The following is a 20,219-nucleotide window of genomic DNA, read 5'->3' as shown; positions in this document are numbered from 1 at the left end:
ATCAATCTCGACGCTCTTCTAACACGGCACCGCTTATCATCGTCCAAACGAAAGTACCGATTTCCTCGAGAGAATAGCGACCACCGTCACGAAACCAGGTAGCCACCCAGTTTAGAGCGCCCAGTCCAATCAATCGCAGCAAGTCTAGATCAACATCCTTGCGAATAACACCTTGGTCGGCCAGTGACTTCAGCATCGCTGCCCACAATGCTTCATAGCTATCGCGTAGGCTGATCATCTCCTTTCGAGCATTGCCACGTAAGGATCGCCACTCGAACAACAGCACATAAACCATATCTGAGCCACTGACCAATAACTGTAAGTGTGCGTTGATACCACGGCGCAGTTGTTCAGCGGGTTCGGATACTCCCGCAACAGCATTGCTGACATCGTTAGATACTTGCTCCAAGCCCAGACGCATGAGATCAACCAGAATGTCCTCCTTGGTTTGGTAGCGATAATGCAGGCTTCCGGGGAGCATGTTACAGGCCTCGGCAATTTCCTTGACCGTGGTACGGTCATAACCCTGTTCGCGAAAAAGGCGCGCCGCGGAGGCCAAAACAAATTGTCTGTCAGCTTGGGCTACCGGTGTAGACTGACGCTTTTTCCTCACAAGCTCCCCCTGATTGTTATTTTTAGCAGTTTGATTTTACCCCAACATACATCAGGAAGCCCCTTGCAACGCCATTCTCTTTACCGTCATCAGTATCAGACGCGCCACTGTGTATTGGAAGTGATTCCAATTTCCCTGAACTGAACCGCCCCGGTTTTTGTAGAGGCCAATTTGCTCAAGTGCAGGTTTGTTTGGCCTGCTGACCGATTTGTTGATAATAATTAATCGTTGCTTCTGCGGTGAATGACTTCGGCTTTATAAAAATCATTGATGGTCTATGCAAGTGCATTGTCATGGCTGTCGCTCTTGCTGCCCACTGATGGTTCAATGCCGGTGCGTGTTCAAAGCCGAGTTCAAAGCCAAGGTGGCGTTGGCAGGCTAGGTGTTTCCAATAACCAGAAGGGGCAGTCTGGAAGGTCTTGCAGATTGACTCAACCCCTAAGGTTTGGTGATGTTCGTCGATGAAGCGCCTCATTTCTTTTTGAGGCGGTCGAATTCCGCCTAGGCGAAAAAGGTACTGGCCAGCAGCAACTCTCACATCCGTTTCATTCCGTTTCATTGCGTTTATCCAGAGAAAAAAAAGGTCGCATAAAGCGACCATTTCAAGTTACTGCCACAATGGTGTTTTTATCAACACCTAAAAACGTTGTGTAAGACCCAGAGAGAAAAACTCTGCATCCAAGTCTGCAATGCCCTTAAATTCGCCACCGGACACTTCTACTGGAGTCACCTTATTGTTATTCCCAACTTGACCCGCATCAATGTCAATAATGCCAAACGCCAGAGAGATGGTTGTATCCCGACTAGGCGTGAAACTAGCCCCCAGGCCATAGAAACGGCGGTCATTATCAGGTAAAATGGGAACTCTTAAGTCGTCACCCACTACACCGTTCTCCATGCCGTAGCCGGCATGCAAGGTCAGACGCTTATATGCTTTGTAATTCAGACCAATCCTGTAAGCATGCGCCACTTTGAAATCTTGCGGTAGGTCCTCAATGACACGGCCATTACTAACCCGTTCATAACGCAAAAATGTTTCGGTATAGTCTTGATAGGTGTAAGTGGCCATTAGGTCCAGCTTTGGGCTGTAATGGTGAAACAATGAAATTCTAAACTCATCCGGGAAAATCACCCTCTGGCGTGCTTGCTGTTGCGGTGCTAGATCGGCGGCGGCTTGTGGGCCATTCACCCCCAGCAAAGGGCCACCAATTGCAATCAAACCACCGTTGAGAAACTCACGGAAAGCTGCAGTGTCAGCGTTTTCGTTAACTGTTAATTCGCCCTGATTGCCGTTGAAGCGGGTTTTGGGGCGGTACGACGCACCAATCCGAGTGCGATCCGTCGGCTCCCACAGCAGGCCGGCTTGCGCATTTAAGGCCCATCCTAAAATTCGCAATTTGGCATCTGTTTCACCAGGAATGGGAGGAGCCTGTCCTAGGGCACTCAAGCTATCCAAAAGAGCAGTAGTGCCTGGGGGGCCTAGTTTACTTACTGCATCGCGGAAATTCAAACGCAGTTTGATGGATTGAAAGTAGCGCTCATAAGAACCATTGGCACCAATGGATAGGGTTGGTGTCAGTTTATAGCCAAAGCCCAGGTTCAAGCGCGTTATCTTCAAATCACTCTCGCGACCAGAACCACGGCCTGGGAAATCTTCGCGATAACGGGTCAACAAACCATGAGAACCCGATGCGCTGAAACCCACCACCAACTTGGGACTGACCGGAATAGCCACGAACAAGCCCGGAATAAACAGGGCTGAGTCATAGCCGTCTTTTCTGGAAAAGAACTCACCGTTTGAGCCTTGGCGTCCATCGTCGGTTGGGGGGCCATCGTTGTCTTGAGTGGAGGTGTAATCGTTGTCGAAGGTGGCAATGCTGGCCACGTTCAACACCTCGATGCGCTTGAATCGAGTCAGAGCGGCGGGGTTAAAAAAGATGACTGAAGCATCCGAGGCCTCAGCGGCCTGCCCAGCGCCTGCCGTGGCGATACCCATCGTGCTTTGATTATCGTTGGCTGTACCACCAGCAAAGGCCTGCTGGCTAAGTGAAAATGCCGTGACTGAAAACGCGACGGCACAGGCTCTCCGAAGGGAGCTTTGCTGCAAAAACACCATTGGTCTGTCTCCTGGCTCCGACGTGTCGGGTCGCTGTGCGCCCGGCTTTGAGTGTCGTGAGTTTTGTGCTGGTTGTTTTTAAAATTTTACTGGGTCTGCTCACTGAATAATGCTTGAGTAAAGACCCTATGTTTACAACGATTAACATTGATACTGACGGAAATGTAACCCAGATTCAATCAATCGTTCAAATTTTTTTTTATCAAACCAGCGAAAGTCGTTCCTTCCACAACTTCATGGGCGCGTCCATATTGGCCTGCATGGGGTGAAAGCCCGGTTTGTAAAATTTCAACAAATCGGGAATCATTTTGCGGAAAACCCCTTTGCGGCCGAAATACAGATCGGTGAATTTCAACCAGGATTTCATGTTGTAAAGCTCGCCGTCCTGTTTCATGCAGCTCAGCATGGCCGCCAGTACCACGGGGCCAATGCCAATTGACACAATTGTCATGGCTATTGCGCGCTGTGCATATGTGCCGCCCACAGCTTTGTGGGTGTCGAAGGCCACGGCACGGTGTTCGCTTTCCTCCATGGCGTGCCAGTAAATCAGGTTTTTAATCGTGGGGTCTACGATCATTTGATGAAAGCTTTCGCTTTTCATCAGATGTTCCGCCATGACCGCTGTGTAGTGCTCAACTGCAGTGGTGCCCGCCAAGCGTGCTTTCACTGACAGTAAGCTGTTCAGCCGTTTGCGCGCCCAACGTGTGCGGGCATCCCAGCCATTTACGTTAATACCCTGGCGTTTCAGTTCCGCGTTGGCCTCAAGGTGTTCCTTGCCGTGCATGGCTTCCTGGCCAATAAAGGCGCTGATTTCCCGCAAAAGGGTTTCGTCTTTCACCCATTTTTTTGCGTCCCGCACGGAATCTACAAAAAACTGCTCACCTTCGGGGAAGTAGGCCTGAAAGGCCGTCCACACGTGGCTGCTGGCCGGGTCATTGTTTACAAAATGGCGATTGATATTGGAGAAATCAAAATCCATTCGGCGAACCGGAAAACTCGAACCTTTCTGGTGAATAGAAACAGGTGCACGCATGACAGCCTCCACAGAGCCTTGTACATCATTACCATCAATGATGTTGACAGTTGTTGATGTAATATTACAGATGTGGAATTAAAAGTAAAGCAGTGTAATGAAATGCTTTTCTAGATCACTTCTTCGTCTTTCAAAATGCGCAGTTGCAACTCGCGCCACACCCGTGTGCCGGTTTCATCAAAGCGCAGCACGCTTTCAAAGAATTGTTGCCGTGCAGCAGCGTTAATCCATTCTGATGGAAGCAGGGGATCGCGGCGCACTTCGTAAATGGCCTGGCTACCCACCAGGTAGGCGTCCCGGGCGGCTTTTTCAAGTTTCATGCGGGAATAGCCTTGCATCCAATCGTTCAGCTTCTTGGTGTGGCTTAAATACAGTTTCTCTAGCTTTCGAATGTCCCAGAGTTTTTGGATCAAGCTGGTTTGCGCCGGGCTGGCTGGTTTCATTTCAAAAGCAAGCACGGTTTTTTCAACGCCTTGCGCCAGCAGTTTTTCCTGAATACCAGCCAGGCCCAGGTTTAAATTGGCCGGGCGTAAAAACAGGCCCTGCTCAAATTCCCGAAAACCCAATAATGCCAAGGCCTTCTCGCGAAGCTGCAACTGCTTGCGATTGCTGCGCCCTAGGTGGGCTGTAAATACGGCATAAAAATTGCCGTTCCAGGCGCAGGTGGCGGTTAGCCGGTTGTTCCACCCTTGAATGTCTTGCCCAGTAAAGGCAGCCTGTTTACCCAAGGTGTAAATACCGCGGCCAGCAGATTTCAACTGACCCTCAGCAACCAGGCGGGCCATGGCCACGCGTGCACTGTTTTCGGAAACTCCAAACAGGCTGCAAGCCAGCACAATGTGGGCAGCCTTTACCTGGCGGCCTTTGCCAGCCAACATCAAGCCAAGAATTAATTGTTTTGGGGAAGCGTTTGTTTTCACGGGATTTTTTAATAAATTGGAGGTAATAGTCTAACTTGTTGCGGGGCAGGGTGGTTGGGTTGCTCTGCTGCCTGCTGCAAATTCGCTATATTGAAGAAAAATAACAAAAACAGCGTAAATTGCGTTGCGCTGTAACATTCGGAGACTCTGTACTCATGAACCCGATCCAGTTTGTAGCCGAGAAAGCTGTTCGTGCAACACTGCGCAGCACCTTCAAAACGCCCGGTAAACTTCCAATTCCGCTCAGTTGGCTGGCGGCCACCATGAACGCGGGTGCACCACTGTTCAAGGTCCGGCCCGATGCCCGCGTTGAATACCTGGAATTGGGCACCTGCATGTGCGCACTCGTTCGCCCGGCCAATGCGCACACTGACCAAGTGTTGTTGCATATGCATGGAGGCGCCTTTTTTGCGGGCTCGCTTGAAACCCATTTGCCCTTGGCCAGCGAGCTTGCCGTACGTTGTAACGCGCGTGTTTTCCTGATTGATTACAGGCTGGCACCACAAGACCCTTACCCAGCCGCTCTTGAAGATGGCATGGCTGCCTATCAGGCCTTGCTCGATCTTGATGTGAATCCCAATGACATTACCCTGGTCGGCGACTCCGCTGGCGCTGCACACGTTTTGTCCATGGCCATTTACGCGCGCAACGAAGGCCTGCCTCTGCCAGCTGGTTTGGTGATGATTTCACCGTTCGTCGACCTCACATTGACTGCTGCCTCCATTCAAGGCAAGGCCAAGGCCGATCCCATGTTGAGTGTGGTGCCATTGCAGCGTGGGGTAACCGCATATTGTGGCGAAGTGCTACCGGCCGACCCCAAGGTATCGCCTGTATTTGCCGAGCTTGAAGACTTGCCGCCCATGTTTATTCAAGTGGGTAGCGATGAAATTTTGCTGGATGACGCATTATTGCTTGAGCAGCGTGCCAAAGCTGCCGGCGTGCAAGTAAGCTGCACTGTACATGAAGGCATGTGGCATAACTTTCAAATGTTCAATGCCTTGGTTGAAAAAGCCGACAAGGCCTTGTGGGCAATCGCCGATTTTGTCAGAAGAGGGGAACAGGAATGAAGCAATGGGCATTGGTAACAGGCGCATCGTCTGGCATTGGTTTGCATTTGGCAGAGTGTTTTGCGAAGGATGGAATTTCTTTGGTGTTGAGTGCACGCAATGAAGCCAAGCTTGCAGAGCTGGCCGCCGACTACATGGGCAAGTACAAGGTCGATGTGATCGTAATTGGTTCGGATCTTTCCAAGCCGAATGCAGCCAGCGAGCTGGTTGCCAAAGTGAAAGCGCACAGCATTGAACTCAGTTACCTGGTCAACAATGCAGGCGTGGGCACCTATGGTTTGTTCAAAGACACGCCGGTGGAAGACACCACCAGCATGCTGCGCCTGAATATGGAAGCACTCACTGTACTTTGTAGCGGCTTTATGCCCGATCTGCTGAAAACCGGTGGAAAAATTTTGAACGTGGCGTCAACTGCTGCATTTCAACCAGGCCCTTACATGGCTGCTTACTATGCAACCAAGGCTTATGTGCTCAGCTTCAGCGAGGCTCTGGCCGAAGAGTTGGCAGACAGCGGTGTTGCCGTGTGCACCCTTTGCCCCGGCCCTACCGCTTCAGGTTTTCAGGCTGAAGCGAACATGCAGAAATCGGCCTTGGTGCAAGGCAAACGCATGCCCAGTTCAGAAGATGTTGCAGTGAAAGGCTATGCCGCAATGAAGCGAAACCAGCGTGTGTACATTCACGGTGCCTTGAACTGGACCATGGCACAAAGCATTCGCTTTACGCCACGCAGTTGGGCCACCAAGGTGGTGAAATTCATTTCCAAGCCGGTGGCTTGAATGGCATTGAGGGTTTTTCAGTGATGAAGCAGGAAACACACCTGGTTCCCATGCACGGTGGCGGCCATGTGGCACTGCACCGTTACAAGCCTTCAAACCCGGTGGGCTTGCCTGTCGTGGTGGCCCATGGCACTTTGTCCAACCAGCTTGCTGTGGAACATTTGGGTGTGTTTTTCGCGGAACAAGGGTTTGATACCTGGCTATTGGAGTGGGGCGGGCATGGACAAGCCAGGCCTGCGCATCGCCAGCAAAACTTTGAATACCCGGCTTTGAATGATCTACCGGTCGCGATTGACTTTGTTGTTCAACACACAGGCCACTCGCAGTTGCATTGGACTTCTCACAGTGGTGGCGGTTTGCTGGCCCTGATGTTGCTGGCCCGGCAACCCGAACGAATTTCCCAAATTAAAAGCCTGAGCCTGATTGGCGCGCAGGTGACAGATGCTGCACCCAATTTGAAAGAAAAAATGCGGGTTGCTGCTTTGGGCGCATTGACCCGCCTGTTTGGCCGAACACCAAGAAAACTGGTGCCCATTGGGCCAGAGGGTGAGCCCACCTTGCTGCTGGTGCAGTGGTGCAAATGGAACCTGAGTGGCAAATGGAAAGGGGCAGATGGTTTCGATTACCTGGCGGCATTGAAACAAGTCAGAGTGCCTTCATTGGTGATTGCGGGCGGGCGAGACGATGTAGCGCCGCCCAAGGGTTGCAGGCGAATTTATGAGGCTTTGGGTGGTCCCAAAACCTGGCATGAGTGCACCGTGCAGAAGGGGTTCAGCAAAGACTTTTCACACAGCCAGATGATTCGTGGTGAAGCGGCGAAAACCGAGGTTTTCCCGCTGCTGCACCAATTCATTCAAACCATTTAAAACTTACTTTCTGATCAGAAATGTTTCAAAGTGGGCTGCAATGGCCGGGTAACTTTCAATGTTGATGTGTGGCGGCAGTTTGCGCAGCGTGTGCTTGAACAAGGTGTGTAGCACATTGATTACGCCATTGATTGTTTTGCTGATCACAAAATTGAAACCCATCAGGTCTTTGGGTGTGTATACCAAAGGCACCAGTGCTGTCTCTATGGCTTCAATCAGCAGCTCAACACCTTCTTCAATGCGTGTATCGTCACGCTGAGCCAAGGCGTTCATTACGTTGCTGGCGTTTTCTGCATACGTTGTAGTGACCGGAATTACGATATAGGGGTGCTCTTGGCCAGTCAGGTTCAAAATGTGAACCATGTCGTGAAAGTGGTGAATCACGGGTGGCACACGTTTGTTGGCAATAAACTTGATAAGCCAGCCGATGTAGTGTTGTGCCTCGCTTTGTACCTTGTGTATCACCTTCGACGCGTCTTGCAGCATTTTGTCGGGTTGGGTTTTGTTCAATTCATCGAGCAGGTGAGTAAAGCAGGTGTCGAGCAGTTGCACATAGGTTTGCGCCAGCAGGTCGGCGCCCAGCGCCTTGTCTTCATCGCTGATGGGTTTGGATGCACGCTGGTGCAGCGCTTTCATCTGGGTGTAAACATCTTCTTTGATTTGAACGGCAATGTAGGGTGTGTTCATGTTTCTTCAGTAAGATCTCGATTCACACAGTTTACGTTTAACACGCCATGCAATCCCAGCCTCCCGTTGAATTCACCGACGAAATCAAATCCCTTTTTGTTGGGAAGAAGTTGGTGCAGGCCCGCCAGCGTTTGCTGGATACGTTGAGCAATCAATGGGATGGACACTGCAACCTGATCGCCTTTACTTACTTGTATGCTGAAAATCGCAGCGTCGATGATTGCACGCTGGCTTTGGAATGGCTTGAAAAGGGCGTGATGGCCGGGGAAGTGGACGCCAAGGTAATTCTTGGGCGTTTGCTGGTGTCAGGTGAACTGGGTAGTCAGGATTTTTCTCGTGGCATGGACCTGCTACAACAAGCCGCGCATGCCAATGTGTTGATGGCTGTACTGACTTTGGTGCAAATGTACAAGGGCGGGGTTGAGGGGTGTCTGGATGCTGATGCGCAACTAACCCAGCAATACCTGCGGCAAGCCGCTGACTTGGGCGACCCCAATTCCGCTTACCACTTGGCACTTGAACTTGAGCGTGCGAACAAGCCCGATTTTGCGCAAGCCTTCAAATATTTTGACAAGGCCGCTCAGGGCGGCCTGTCTCAGGCCATGCACAATGTGGGTGTGTATTACTTGCATGGCAAAGGCGTTGCAAAGAATGCGGCGTTGGCCATGGCTTATCTGACTGAGGCGGCCAAGCTGGGTTCGCCCTTGTCCATGTTGAGCTTGTCTTTGTTGTATCTCGATGGGGTGGAAGTGCAGAAGGATCGCGGTGTGGCTTTAAGTTGGCTTTATATTTACCAGGTGCTTTTTCCGGAAACCGACATACCCGACCAACTTCAATTGTTGCTTGATGATGTGTCTGCCGAAGAGGAAAATCTCGCACGCAAGGCTGCCCAGAATTTTGTGAATCATCAACTGAACAAATCTCCTAGCGGAACGCTGCATTAATCTGCAATACTGCGTGCGGGAGCTTTCCCATAACCACAAACGAGGACCGCCATGACTGTTTGCCCGATTGCGATTGCTGTTGGTTGTCAAAAATGTCCTGCATTTAAAATTTGTCCTGCCAAGTCGATTCTGGGTGATCAACCCAAAGCCGGCGAGAAGCAGCCTGAAAAGAAACAGTAAGTTGCGATACTTTTTCTGAAAAACCCCGACCTGGTTCGGGGTTTTTTTATGTCAATAAGTTTCTCGATTTGTTAAAAAGTGTTTCTCAGGCACATTGCTTGCATACTAAACTGACCATTCGCCATTGCAGCACCAATTCGGCGCATCGCTTTTCACAACAAGGAGAACAATGCATGGAAGCACTTACGCAGTTTGTTAATTCAATCAACGGAATTGTGTGGGGGCCACCCATGCTTGTTGCCATTCTGGGTACCGGTCTGTTTTTGCAGCTGCGTTTGAAGTTGATGCCAATATTTAAAATTGGCATGGGCTTCAAGTGGATTTGGAAAAGTCGAAGTCCCCAGGCAGGCGCGAAAGGCGACATTACCCCTTACGCTGCACTGATGACCGCACTGGCTGCCACTGTGGGTACCGGCAATATTGCGGGCGTGGCCACAGCCATTGCTTTGGGTGGTCCCGGTGCCTTGTTCTGGATGTGGATGACTGCGCTGGTGGGTATGGCCACCAAGTATGCCGAGGTGCTGTTGGCGGTGCATTACCGAGAAACCGATTCACGTGGTCAGCAGGTTGGTGGCCCAATGTATGCCATTAAAAATGGCTTGGGTAAAAACTGGAAATGGCTAGGCTTTGCATTCGCACTGTTCGGTGGTCTGGCCGGTTTTGGTATCGGCAATATGGTTCAGTCCAACAGTGTTGCAGATGTGCTGAATGTAACCTTTGGCATCGACAAATGGATTTCCGGCATCGTGATGACCGTGCTGGTGGGTTTTGTGTTGATCGGCGGCGTGAAGCGAATTGGTGCAGTGGCACAAAAAGTGGTTCCGTTCATGTGCGTGGCTTACATCGTTGCTTCGGTCATTATTCTGGGAATGTACATCGACCAAGTACCTGCTGCTTTTGCCCTCATCATCGAAAGTGCCTTCAACCCGGTTGCTGCCACTGGTGGTTTTGCCGGTGCAGCAATCATGCTGGCCATTCGATATGGTGTTGCGCGCGGTATTTTCTCCAATGAGGCTGGCTTGGGCACGGCTGGTATTGCACAAGCAGCCGGCCAAAGCAGCAACCCGGTGGAATCGGGCTTGGTGGGCATGATGGGTACCTTCATCGACACCATTATTGTGTGCACCATGACCGGCCTGGTGATCGTGGTCACTGGTGTCTGGAGCAGCGGCTTGAACGGCGCCGCACTGAGTTCCAGTGCTTATGCAACAGGTTTACCAGGCGTGGGTGAATATGTGTTGGCCTTGTCGCTGGCCTTCTTCGCTTTCACCACCATTCTGGGTTGGTCATATTTCGGTGAAAAGTGCTGGGAGTTTATTGCAGGCACTGCCATCACCATGCCTTACCGCGTTTTGTGGACAGGTTTCGTCATGGTGGGTGCGGTCACTCAACTCGACTTCGTTTGGCTGGTGGCCGATACATTGAATGCCTTCATGGCCTTGCCCAACCTGGTTTCGCTGCTGTTGCTTTCACCGGTTATCGTGAAGCTTACCAATGAGTATTTCGCCAACAAGTAATTTCTTCTTCGTGTCGGCAAGCCGCGATCTCAGCGGTTTGCCGGCCAGACTTGAACCAGTTTCGAGTTTCTCACCAAGTTTTACCGATTGTTCTGCACTTTGCCGCTATGATACGGTCCCCTTACAGCAAGCAGACGCTTTTCCTCAATATGATTCCAGGAACATACGCATGGCCAGTGTGAGACGTTTCAACAAAGTGAAAAGCAGTTTTCTTGTGTTGATCGTTGCATTCTGGCCTGGCCTTGCATTCAGTGATTCCTCCCTTGATTCCCTATTGAATCCGCCCGCGGCCGAGCAGTCGTATAGCAATGAAATTCAAAACGCTTTGTTGGCCCATTATTCAAATTGGGCGGGTACACGCCACAAGCTGGGTGGCACCGGTACCAACGGCGTGGACTGTTCCAGTTTTATTCAAACCTTGTTTCAAGACAAATTCCAGCTGCGCTTACCACGCAGTTCACGAGAGCAAATGACCATGGGCGAGCGGGTCGATCTCTCCGATTTGCGTTCTGGTGACCTCCTGTTTTTTCGCACAGGCCCCACACGCCGGCATGTGGGCGTGTATGTGGGTGACAACCAGTTTATGCATGTGTCCACGCGCGCTGGTGTTGAAATAGCGAAGCTGTTCAGTCCATATTGGCAACGCCATTTTATTACCGCACGCCGCGTGGGTTTGGCGGGTATTACACCTTCAAACTGAATGGCGTGAAGTTGGTGTCTCTGTCGTAATAATCTTCGTTTTCTGCACGTTTCAAACGCGCTACTACCCAGTAGGTGAGCGGCGTCGCCAGTATTTCCCAGCTGGTTTTTAGCACGTACTGCGTCAATGCCACGGTGATGATTTGATCGGTGGTCATAATCCCCCAAAATGCGATGGTGTAGAACAAGCCAGAGTCTACGAACTCACCCACCACAGTGGAGCCAATGGTACGGGTCCACAACCATTTGCCCTGGGTCCATATTTTCATTTTGGCCAGCACAAAGCTGTTGATAAAGCTGCCGCTCCAAAATGCAATTAGCGAGGCCAGCACAATGCGCCAGGTGTTGCCAAACACACTTTCAACTGCAGCCTGTTTGTCGACCCAGAAGGATGCGGCAGGAAGATTCACCACGGTGAATGCCATGAACGATGCAAAGGCCAAAGCCCCGAAACCTGCCCAAACAGCCCTGCGGTCGCGGCCGTAACCATACACCTCAGTCAGGATGTCGCTGAATATGTAAGAAATGGGGAAGAACAACACACCCGCTGCAAAAGTAACAGTGCCAAGCAAAGGCAAATTCAGTTCGGCAATTTTTGCGGGGCCGATCAGGTTGGAACACAACAGTACGGCCACAAAGGCAACCAGGACGAATTCATAATATTTGTATTGACGCATCCAAAACCCAGTTAATTGGTTAGTAGAAAGAATGTTAGGTTGATTAAGTAGTAATTGTTGCAGTAATTGTCATTGTGTTAACAATTATTGAAACCTATACTCGAAAAAGAGGTTTTGTAAGTGTAGTTTTTGGAAGCACCAACTGGAAGTCAGGGAGTTATTATGAAAGTACAGAGGAAGACAAACACAACCAAGAACAACAAGTTTAAGTTCAATATTTTAGCGGGCAGTCTTTTGGCTGTCGTCAGCGTTGCGGCTTTGGCTTCTAGCCACCGTGAAGCGCCTTCAATCACGACTACTCCGAAAGCAGACGGAACTGATTTTTACATGTTCCGCAGCTACGAGACCAACCGGTCAGATTTCATTACCTTGATTGCCAATTATCAGCCCCTTCAAGACGGCTACGGTGGTCCAAATTATTTTTCAATGGATCCCAACGCGCTGTATGAAATTCACATCGACAACGATGGCGATGCGCAGGAAGAAATTACATTTCAGTTTAATTTCAGAAATAATCTCAAGGATATTGCGCTTCCGATTGGAAGCGGGAGTAACACGCCTTCGGTCAGCATTCCCTTGATTCAAGCGGGTGCGGTGTCCACACTGTCAGATCCCAATTTGAATCTGAATGAAACCTACACCATGACAGTAGTGCGCGATGGGCGACGCAACGGTAATCGTACTTTGGCGGCCAAAACCAGTGGGGGCAGCACCACGTTGGAAAAGCCCGTAGATTACATTGGTGAAAAAACCCTGGGTAACGCGGCGGCTTATCAAAGCTATGCCGATGCGCACATTCACAATGTGACCATCCCTGGCTGTGCAGCGGGTACCAACCAGGCACGCGTGTTTGTAGGCCAGCGGCAGGAAGGTTTTGCAGTGAATTTGGGTACAATTTTTGATTTGGTGAATGCCCCGGCCAGTGCCATTTCGAATCGCAGCAGCGCAAACGCCAATGCTGCCGCCGTCAATTCAATTCAAGACAAAAACATCACCAGCATTGCGTTGGAAATTCACAAGGATTGTTTGGCCCCCAGCACTGAAAAGGTAATTGGTGGCTGGACCACAGCCAGCTTGCGTCAAGTGCAAATTGGCGATGGTGTGCCTGCCCAAGGGCATCAAACTGCCGAGAAAGTGGGTGGTGCATGGGTACAGGTTTCCCGCCTTGGCATGCCCTTGGTGAATGAGGTGGTGATTGGCTTGAAAGACAAGGACCGTTTCAATGCGTCAAAGCCCAGCGGCGATGGTCAGTTCCTGACCTATGTGTCTAACCCCACTTTGCCGCAGCTGATCAGCATGGTTGTACCGGGGCTGCAAAATACAGCTCCGACCAACTTTCCGCGCACCGACCTGCTCAATGTATTTTTGGCGGGTATTCAGGGCGTGAATCGCCCGGCAAATGTAACCTTGTCAGAAATGATGCGTTTGAACACGACAACACCACCAACACCGATTGCGAACCAGAACACCTTGGGCGTAATCGGTAACGACAATGCGGGTTATCCAAATGGTCGCAGACCAATTGATGACGTGGTCGACATTTCTCTGGTTGCAGTGATGGGCGGTTTGTGTGTGGCAAATGGTACCACTAACGGTCTTGGTCTCAATACGGTGCCAGGAACCAGTCTTACCTCGGCCTGTAACCCAAACAGCGTGCCCTTGGGACAAACATCATTAACGCTTCATGATGCGGTGGCTCAGGAACAGGTTATGTTTTTGAGTCGTTTTCCATTCTTGAACACGCCAATTCCAGGTGCAAGGAATTAATTTCATATCAAGGAGCTTTAAATGAAACTGAAAAGCAAACTTGGATTGGCCACAGGCGCGGCTTTGCTGCTCACCTTGGGGGCCTGTGGAGGTGATGGCTCACCTTTTAACCTGGGTAGCGCAGCAGGTGACGGGAATATCAATGCATCTGAGGCGGGTGCCTTGGTGCGCAGCACTTCTGAAACCGGTGAACCTGAAAACGTCAGTAACCTGATGTTGGCGACCTCCGAAACAGCAGAGCCCTTCGATCTTCCAGACTAATTACACAGCAAAAATTTGATACAGTATTTTAAGAATCCCGTAGCAAGTGTGGCTGCGGGATTTTTTTTGGATGGATTTCTACATGAAATTGATTGTCTTTGGGGTGTGTGGTTTGGCCCTGATGCCGCGTATTTCCAGTGCCCACGGCATTCATTTTGATTCCCAAGAGCTTGATGAAGTGTCGGTGACGGAAAGTATCGAGGCTATTCATACTTTGGGCGGAATCACCAGTTCCCAAGGCATACTCGGTGCACGGCGATTGGCCAACCAGAATCCGGCAAGATCCTCGGATGTGCTGGAGGCTGTACCCGGTTTGAATGTGACCCAGCACTCTGGTGGTGGCAAAGCCAATCAATACTTTTTGCGTGGCTTCAGTCTTGATCACGGCACAGACTTGTCGATTAACTTTTTGGGTGCGCCCTTGAACCTGCCGGGTCACGCGCACGGGCAGGGGTACGCAGATTCAAACATGATCATTCCCGAGTTGTTGTCTCGCGTGGAGTACCGCAAGGGCCCTTATTTTGCGCAAGACGGTGATTTCAGCTCTGCGGGATCTTTGAACATCGATTATGTGAGCGAGCTAAAAAGGGGATTGGCTTCATTGTCGGTGGGTGAATTTGGTTATCGGCGTGGTTTGTTGGCCAATTCAGTGTCTTTCAATGAAGATCAAACCAAACTACTGTATGCCTTTGAGTTGACTGACAACGATGGTCCCTGGGAGGTCGCAGAGAATCAATACAAATACAATGCGCTGTTGAAATTAAGTCATCGAATTGATTCAAGCAAACGCTTCGAGCTGCAATACTCAGGCTATGAATCACAATGGACGTCGACCGATCACATTCCAGTTGATGCGGTTAATCAGGGTTTGGTGGGTCGATTTGGAAGCCTTGACCCAACCGCGGGTGGATTCACGCAACGGCATGCTGTTTCAGGCAATTTCACCCTGGCTTGGGATCAATCGATCACGCAGCTACGGGCTTACCTGGTGGATTACAAACTGAATCTTTTCAGCGATTTCACTTATGGGCTTAGGGACAACACGGCGCTTGGCCGCCCGGGAGTGATTTCTGACCAGTTTAACCAGTTCGACAGCAGGGTGACCTTTGGTGGTGGAGTGACACACACCCTGTTTGAAAATTTGTCGTTCATGCGTTCCCAATTGGCGGTCGGGTTTGACTATCGGGTAGATGATGTAAACCCGGCGGGGCTCTACGACACAATAGCCCGAGAGCGATTGGCCACTCGAAGCGAAGATTCTTTTGAGCAAAGCAATTTGGGTATTTTTGTCTCGCAGCAACTGCTTCCAGTGTCTTGGCTCAAACTGACTGGCGGCTTGCGATATGACCAGTTCGATGTTGATTTAAACGGTCAGTTTGATGACGATGAAGACCTGACAACACCCAATGTGACGCGAAGTGGTTCTCGAAATGATCAGCAATTCAGCCCAAAGTTCAGCGCAAGCATTACTCCATTTGAACATGACACCGAGTTGTTTTTGTCCATTGGTCGGGGTTTTCACAGCAATGATCCCCGCGGTTTGTTCACAGCAAACCCTGTGGACTATATCGTGAATACCCGTGGTTCAGAGGTGGGTGTGAAAACTACCAATACCTCAAGAAATTTGAGTGCCTCCGCGACCTTGTTCCAGTTAGAGAGTGATTCTGAACTGGTTTTTGTCGGTGATGCTGGTACCACCGAACCCAGGGGGGCGACCAAGCGGAACGGGCTTGAATTGATTGCAAGTTATTTCAACAAAACCGGCTTTGAAATTGATGGCTTCGTGACTCTTGTGGATGCTCGTTTTGTCGGTGTGCAAGACAATGGTATTCCCAACGCGATAGAGGAGTCTGCGGCCGTGTCGTTGGGTCAAACCTGGGGTAATTTCAAAGTGGGTTACAAGTTGAAATATGTGGGCAGCGCGCCTTTGGTGGAAGACCGGAGCATTGAATCGGACTCAGTGATCAATTCGGATCTGTTCTTCAACTTCAAGGTGAACAAAGATCTCAGTTTGAATTTGTCTATATTCAATTTGTTCGACCGGGACAATAGCGATATTCAGTATGCGCAGGATTATTTTCTCGCAGGGAGCCCGGCGTTTGGAAAAACTTTTCATCCATCCCTGCCACGGCATGTTCGGCTAACAGCCAATTTACAGTTCTGAGTGCGTTTCGTTTCAACGAGGTTCAAGGATGACCGATAAAAACTGGCTTTTGTAAGCACTGCCTTTTTCTTCGGTGATCAAGGCTCGAAGCAGCGCTTTGCTCTTGGGTTGTAACAGCAAAGTGACTTTGCCGCTTGCATCGGTTCTCGACCACAGGGTTACTGGCGTTTCGGGATACTCCAGGCCGACGGGAAGCTGCACCAAGGGCTTGCCGTTCTTGTAAACATAAATTGTGGAAGCGTCGCCCGGCAGCGTAATGAATTGGGCAAGTTCCGGGTTGTACAAATCACTGTCTTTTTCAATGGGTTTGATTTGTGCAGCTTTAAAATATTCTTCGTTGAATTTGTCGCTTTTCAACACCTTGTTCACCAAGGCTTTGTCCACTTTGTTCTCATCAAAATGTTGCGCGCCCTGCCGCGGTGAAAGCTCGATCTGGCTGGTTTTCAGAATGGCGAGGCAGTTGGCGGGGCGCTCTTTGTACATGTAGCGAATACTGTTGTCATTGAATGGCAAGCCAAACACCTCGCCTTTGCCACCAACACATCTTACAGAGTCCACATATTCACCCTTGACTGTAATCTCCTTGGCTGGGAAATTGTGTCCGGTTGACAATCCGAGGCTTTGTTCACCAACGTCAATCCAGGTGAGGTGGGCCATGGCTGGAGCACTTGCACTAACAAACAGCAAAACAATCAGTTTCTTTAACACAGGAACCTCGATACAGCAGGTTAGAATCACTCAACACTACTACACATCGGAACGAACATGGCGAAAACCAGCGCTGACCAGCCCAAAGATTTGGCGTCGCAATTGCTAGAGGCCGAGGTGGCTTTCTGGTTGCAAAACCTGAAAGGCAAAAAGTTTCAAGCTTTGCTGGCCGATGAGTTGAACCATGTGCTTGCCAGGCTTGAGCACATTCGGTTGTGCGATGCCGTGGATGAAAGCAAAGTAAAGGCCACAGCCCGGCGTTATGCAGTGGAAATGGAAATTGGTGGAGCCATTCCCGAACTGTTTGGTGAAATTGCCAATCGCATTTTTGAATTTCCAGCCAGCCGAACCACGAAAATTGGTGAGGTGGTATCCGATTCAATCGCGACAGAATTCATTGAGAAAATTTTTGAGCAAAATGGTGTGCTTGACCACGCAGTAACCAATATTCGAAACAGCACACCGTTTCGACATTTTTTGTCGGATGTAATTTTTACCGTGCTCAAAGGCTATGTTTTTGAGCAAAACAACCTGATGAAATTTTCCACTGTGGCCAGCAGCACGCGCAAGGTGCGTGAGTGGTTGAGTACCAAGGCCCCCGATTTGTCAGAAGGGCTTGAAGAGCGGGTGCGTAACCTGATGGAAAGTGGTGTGAAGGGTTCGCTTGAGATGGTAGATGAAACGCTGGACAACGAGCAATATCGAGAAACTGCCATGAACAGTGCCTTGGCCTTTTGGGATGTGGTGCGCGAATGGCCGCTGACAGCCTATCGCGATTACCTGACTGAGCAGGACCTGCAAGAATTCATGGTGCTGGGTTATGAATTCTGGCTTGAATTCCGCAACACCGAGTATTTGAAATCATGCATTGATTTGGGTGTGGACTTTTTCTTTGAAAAGTACGGTGAACAGTCTTTGCAAGACCTGCTGGATGACATTGGTATCAGCCACGAGATGATTACTGATGAGCTGGACAATTACATTCCTGACTTGGCTGCCTTGTTGATCAAGGAAGGCCTTGCAGAAAGTTTCCTGCGCCGCAACCTTCAACGTTTCTACAGCAGCAAGAAGGTGCAAGACCTTCTTGCCAGGTGATTGTTCAAAGGTTTCCAGTGCTTGTGCCTGCCGGCAGGTTCAATACCTTGCCATTGCTGAAGTTCAGCACCACGGGGCCGTCTGACACCACCGTGTATGCGGCACCGTTTTGCAGGCAGCTTGCCGTGGTGTTAATTCGCATTGACGCCACGTTGCTCAGCGTTGCCGTGAAACGGTTCTCGCTGGCGGCCTGAACAGGTTCACCCATCAGCCTGCGGAAGGTTTGAATAAATGGCACTGGGCCATTGCCTGCTGTTTGCCCGTTTTCAAAGTTGTTGGTACTGCGTGGGCAAGCAAAGCTTTCAATATCCATGGCAACGTCGCCTTCCGAGCGGCCTTTGATGTTGCTTAACCAATAGGCTTTGTCATGCTTGATGTCATATTCAGGATATGCGAATGCTTCATTGGTTTTGAAGGTGATTCGACCTGGGTTTTTGACCCGTTTCAGGTTGCGGGTGAACTCGGCTTCCTTGGTCCATTCATCCAGCGCGATCAAGGTGAGGTGCTCAGCCACAAGGTGCATGTAAAACTCGTACAGCACACCGTCGGTTTGGCTCAGTTTCAATGCCCAGTCCAGGCCGGTATTCACTTGAACCAGTTCATCGAGTGCGCCATATGAATGCGTACCGGGAATGTGGCGCAAATTGCCCAGGTAATTGCTGATGTTGCCTATGCCGCCAATGGTGCTGCTCACTGGCAAGGCAAAGGGCAGGGCGCTGGTCAGGGCTTGTTCACCTTGAATCAGCACATCGCCAATCAGCGGGGTGTTTAAAATGCTGCCGGTAAAGCCCACCCAGTTGCTTAAGCCAGCAAAGCGGTCTGGGTACAGTGCAGCCAGGCGAGTGGAGCCATATCCACCCATGGAGTAACCGCCCACCAGTATCCGGTCTTCATCGATGTTGAAGGTATTCAGTGCATCGTCCAGTACATCGAGCACATCGCGTTCAGACAAACCGGAATAAAAGCCATAAGGGCCGCGCCCAAGTGGCGAAATCAACACACGGTCCAGCGCGTCACCAAACTGCGCCTGCATGCCTGGCTGGTTGATCTGGCTGGCATGGTTGGCCTCACAGCCGTGCATGATCATTTGCAGGCTGCGTTGGTCGTCAAAATTGCCATTCTTTGGAATGTACACACCATAGGGTTGGTACTTGCCCACGAAATGGAAGTACTGCCCACAAAAGCGGCTGTTTGTTTCAGGGCTTGAGGATTCAGCCTGCAGCACCATGCCTTCGCCTGTGGAATTTGGTGCGGTGTATTTCGAGGTGTAAACCCGTTGTTTGAAACCTGCATCTACCACTGCCTTTTCAGTGGTGCCCGGTGTCAGTTTTTGGCGGTTCACTTGTGCAAAAAACTGGCTAATGTCTCCTGCACCCAAGGCGGCAGCCTGTTTGTCTTCCCACCAGTTGCCTTTGTTGGGCAGCACCTGGGACGGTATCGTACCTTCAGCTCCGGCTTCTTCATCCGGGCCTCGGAAAGCCACGTTCATGACTTCGCCACTGCTTTGAGCTGTGACTGCCCAAATTTTGAATGTGTTATTCGCGGGTGCCGGGAATGTACCGGTGATCAAATTGGAATCCGGGTTTCCTGCGTTAAATTCATACACCACATCTGCGCCCTGCACAGTCAATCCCATCAAGGTTTCGGTGCCAGTGGCCGGGTTGTCGTCGGTGTCCACAGCCATGGCAGCAATGGTTTGACCTGCTTCATACAGGGCATTCATCTCGAAGCTTGCACTGTAGGTATTGCCCTGTCGGCTAATCCGAAGCTCGACCAGGTCGGCAGTGTTTTCAGCGCCCGCCGGGTAGCGTGAATCGCCTGCCGTGGGCGACAACAAACCCGGCGTGTTGGCCAAAGGGTTGCCCAACTGCCCGCCACGGCTTGCCAGGTTCAGCAAGGCAGGGCTGGGTGACAGCAGGCCTGTGTCGGCACCGTAATCGTCGTACACATAATCACGGTAAACCAATACCCCGTTGCAAATCTCGGTAACGCCTGCAAACCATGATTGCTCGTTGCACTGCGCTGTTTCTTGCGGGTTGACAGGTGTGTTTGTTCCCGGGTTGTTGGAAAGTGCCGAGTCTTCGCTACCGCAGGCAACCAGCAGTGCGCTAAAGCTTAATGCGATCAAT

General features: G+C 50.6%; 19 protein-coding genes and 1 other annotated feature. Of the genes, 10 read left to right on the top strand and 9 right to left on the bottom strand.

Translation table 11 applies throughout. The features are described 5' to 3' along the window. Nucleotide 1: 1 nt before the first annotated feature. The 5 genes from HKT17_RS08575 to HKT17_RS08555 form a co-directional block, all read right to left on the bottom strand. Nucleotides 2–613, bottom strand: a complete 612-nt coding sequence (locus HKT17_RS08575) for a TetR/AcrR family transcriptional regulator (protein WP_105029249.1) — start codon at nt 611–613, stop codon at nt 2–4. Between the two features lie 175 nt (nt 614–788). Continuing rightward, nucleotides 789–1,172 (bottom strand): hypothetical protein, encoded by a 384-nt coding sequence (locus HKT17_RS08570; RefSeq protein ID WP_146106709.1) that lies wholly within the window; start codon nt 1,170–1,172, stop codon nt 789–791. Beyond that, nucleotides 1,014–1,130 (bottom strand) — a sequence feature (AL1L pseudoknot). Its footprint overlaps the gene before it by 117 nt. Nucleotides 1,173–1,250: 78 nt before the next feature. Continuing rightward, nucleotides 1,251–2,729 (bottom strand): OmpP1/FadL family transporter, encoded by a 1,479-nt coding sequence (locus tag HKT17_RS08565; protein WP_171099320.1) that lies wholly within the window; start codon nt 2,727–2,729, stop codon nt 1,251–1,253. 202 nt (nt 2,730–2,931) lie between these two features. Next, the gene (locus HKT17_RS08560) at nt 2,932–3,762 is read right to left on the bottom strand and encodes a metal-dependent hydrolase (RefSeq protein ID WP_171099318.1); all 831 of its coding nucleotides are present in this window, start codon (nt 3,760–3,762) and stop codon (nt 2,932–2,934) included. A gap of 110 nt (nt 3,763–3,872) precedes the next feature. After that, entirely contained in the window at nt 3,873–4,682 is an 810-nt protein-coding gene (locus HKT17_RS08555; RefSeq protein WP_171099316.1) for a PaaX family transcriptional regulator C-terminal domain-containing protein, read from the bottom strand. Nucleotides 4,683–4,837: 155 nt separating this feature from the next. Between HKT17_RS08555 and HKT17_RS08550 the strand changes: the two genes are divergently transcribed. The 3 genes from HKT17_RS08550 to HKT17_RS08540 are packed head-to-tail and all read left to right on the top strand — an operon-like array spanning nt 4,838 to nt 7,391. Then, complete coding sequence (locus HKT17_RS08550; protein ID WP_171099314.1) at nt 4,838–5,749, top strand: alpha/beta hydrolase; 912 nt, start codon at nt 4,838–4,840, stop codon at nt 5,747–5,749. After that, nucleotides 5,746–6,525: an SDR family NAD(P)-dependent oxidoreductase gene (locus tag HKT17_RS08545; protein ID WP_171099312.1), complete on the top strand. Its 780-nt coding sequence runs from the start codon at nt 5,746–5,748 to the stop codon at nt 6,523–6,525. The genes HKT17_RS08550 and HKT17_RS08545 overlap by 4 nt, the downstream gene beginning before the upstream one ends. Further along, the gene (locus HKT17_RS08540; protein ID WP_205882395.1) at nt 6,522–7,391 is read left to right on the top strand and encodes an alpha/beta fold hydrolase; all 870 of its coding nucleotides are present in this window, start codon (nt 6,522–6,524) and stop codon (nt 7,389–7,391) included. The genes HKT17_RS08545 and HKT17_RS08540 overlap by 4 nt, the downstream gene beginning before the upstream one ends. A 3-nt stretch (nt 7,392–7,394) precedes the next feature. Here HKT17_RS08540 and HKT17_RS08535 read toward each other — a convergent pair whose 3' ends face one another. Further along, complete coding sequence (locus HKT17_RS08535) at nt 7,395–8,078, bottom strand: hypothetical protein (RefSeq protein WP_171099308.1); 684 nt, start codon at nt 8,076–8,078, stop codon at nt 7,395–7,397. 47 nt (nt 8,079–8,125) lie between these two features. Here HKT17_RS08535 and HKT17_RS08530 point away from each other — a divergent pair, with 47 nt between their 5' ends. The 3 genes from HKT17_RS08530 (at nt 8,126) to HKT17_RS08520 (ending at nt 11,419) form a co-directional block, all read left to right on the top strand. Then, nucleotides 8,126–9,022, top strand: a complete 897-nt coding sequence (locus HKT17_RS08530) for a tetratricopeptide repeat protein (protein WP_105029239.1) — start codon at nt 8,126–8,128, stop codon at nt 9,020–9,022. Nucleotides 9,023–9,375: 353 nt separating this feature from the next. Then, complete coding sequence (locus HKT17_RS08525; RefSeq protein WP_171099306.1) at nt 9,376–10,719, top strand: alanine/glycine:cation symporter family protein; 1,344 nt, start codon at nt 9,376–9,378, stop codon at nt 10,717–10,719. A 169-nt stretch (nt 10,720–10,888) separates the two neighbouring features. Further along, the gene (locus HKT17_RS08520) at nt 10,889–11,419 is read left to right on the top strand and encodes an NlpC/P60 family protein (protein WP_171099304.1); all 531 of its coding nucleotides are present in this window, start codon (nt 10,889–10,891) and stop codon (nt 11,417–11,419) included. Here the strand turns inward: HKT17_RS08520 and HKT17_RS08515 are convergent. Beyond that, complete coding sequence (locus tag HKT17_RS08515) at nt 11,403–12,095, bottom strand: queuosine precursor transporter (RefSeq protein ID WP_171099302.1); 693 nt, start codon at nt 12,093–12,095, stop codon at nt 11,403–11,405. The genes HKT17_RS08520 and HKT17_RS08515 overlap by 17 nt on opposite strands. A 162-nt stretch (nt 12,096–12,257) precedes the next feature. On the opposite strand from HKT17_RS08515, the gene HKT17_RS08510 reads away from it, so the two are divergent. The 3 genes from HKT17_RS08510 (at nt 12,258) to HKT17_RS08500 (ending at nt 16,287) form a co-directional block, all read left to right on the top strand. Then, nucleotides 12,258–13,862: a DUF4331 domain-containing protein gene (locus HKT17_RS08510; RefSeq protein ID WP_171099300.1), complete on the top strand. Its 1,605-nt coding sequence runs from the start codon at nt 12,258–12,260 to the stop codon at nt 13,860–13,862. A gap of 21 nt (nt 13,863–13,883) precedes the next feature. After that, the gene (locus HKT17_RS08505; protein WP_171099298.1) at nt 13,884–14,123 is read left to right on the top strand and encodes a hypothetical protein; all 240 of its coding nucleotides are present in this window, start codon (nt 13,884–13,886) and stop codon (nt 14,121–14,123) included. Between the two features lie 82 nt (nt 14,124–14,205). Next, complete coding sequence (locus HKT17_RS08500) at nt 14,206–16,287, top strand: TonB-dependent receptor (RefSeq protein ID WP_171099296.1); 2,082 nt, start codon at nt 14,206–14,208, stop codon at nt 16,285–16,287. 12 nt (nt 16,288–16,299) lie between these two features. On the opposite strand, the gene HKT17_RS08495 is transcribed toward HKT17_RS08500, so the two are convergent. After that, nucleotides 16,300–16,944, bottom strand: a complete 645-nt coding sequence (locus HKT17_RS08495; RefSeq protein WP_205882393.1) for a hypothetical protein — start codon at nt 16,942–16,944, stop codon at nt 16,300–16,302. A 108-nt stretch (nt 16,945–17,052) separates the two neighbouring features. Here HKT17_RS08495 and HKT17_RS08490 point away from each other — a divergent pair, with 108 nt between their 5' ends. After that, the gene (locus HKT17_RS08490; protein ID WP_171099291.1) at nt 17,053–18,090 is read left to right on the top strand and encodes a hypothetical protein; all 1,038 of its coding nucleotides are present in this window, start codon (nt 17,053–17,055) and stop codon (nt 18,088–18,090) included. 4 nt (nt 18,091–18,094) lie between these two features. Here HKT17_RS08490 and HKT17_RS08485 read toward each other — a convergent pair whose 3' ends face one another. Continuing rightward, nucleotides 18,095–20,218 (bottom strand): hypothetical protein, encoded by a 2,124-nt coding sequence (locus HKT17_RS08485; protein WP_171099289.1) that lies wholly within the window; start codon nt 20,216–20,218, stop codon nt 18,095–18,097. Between the last annotated feature and the right edge of the window lies 1 nt (nt 20,219).

This window comes from Limnobacter sp. SAORIC-580 (assembly GCF_013004065.1).
Taxonomy (GTDB): Bacteria; Pseudomonadota; Gammaproteobacteria; order Burkholderiales; family Burkholderiaceae_B; genus Limnobacter; species Limnobacter profundi.
This window is presented reverse-complemented; position numbering and strand designations above follow the sequence as displayed.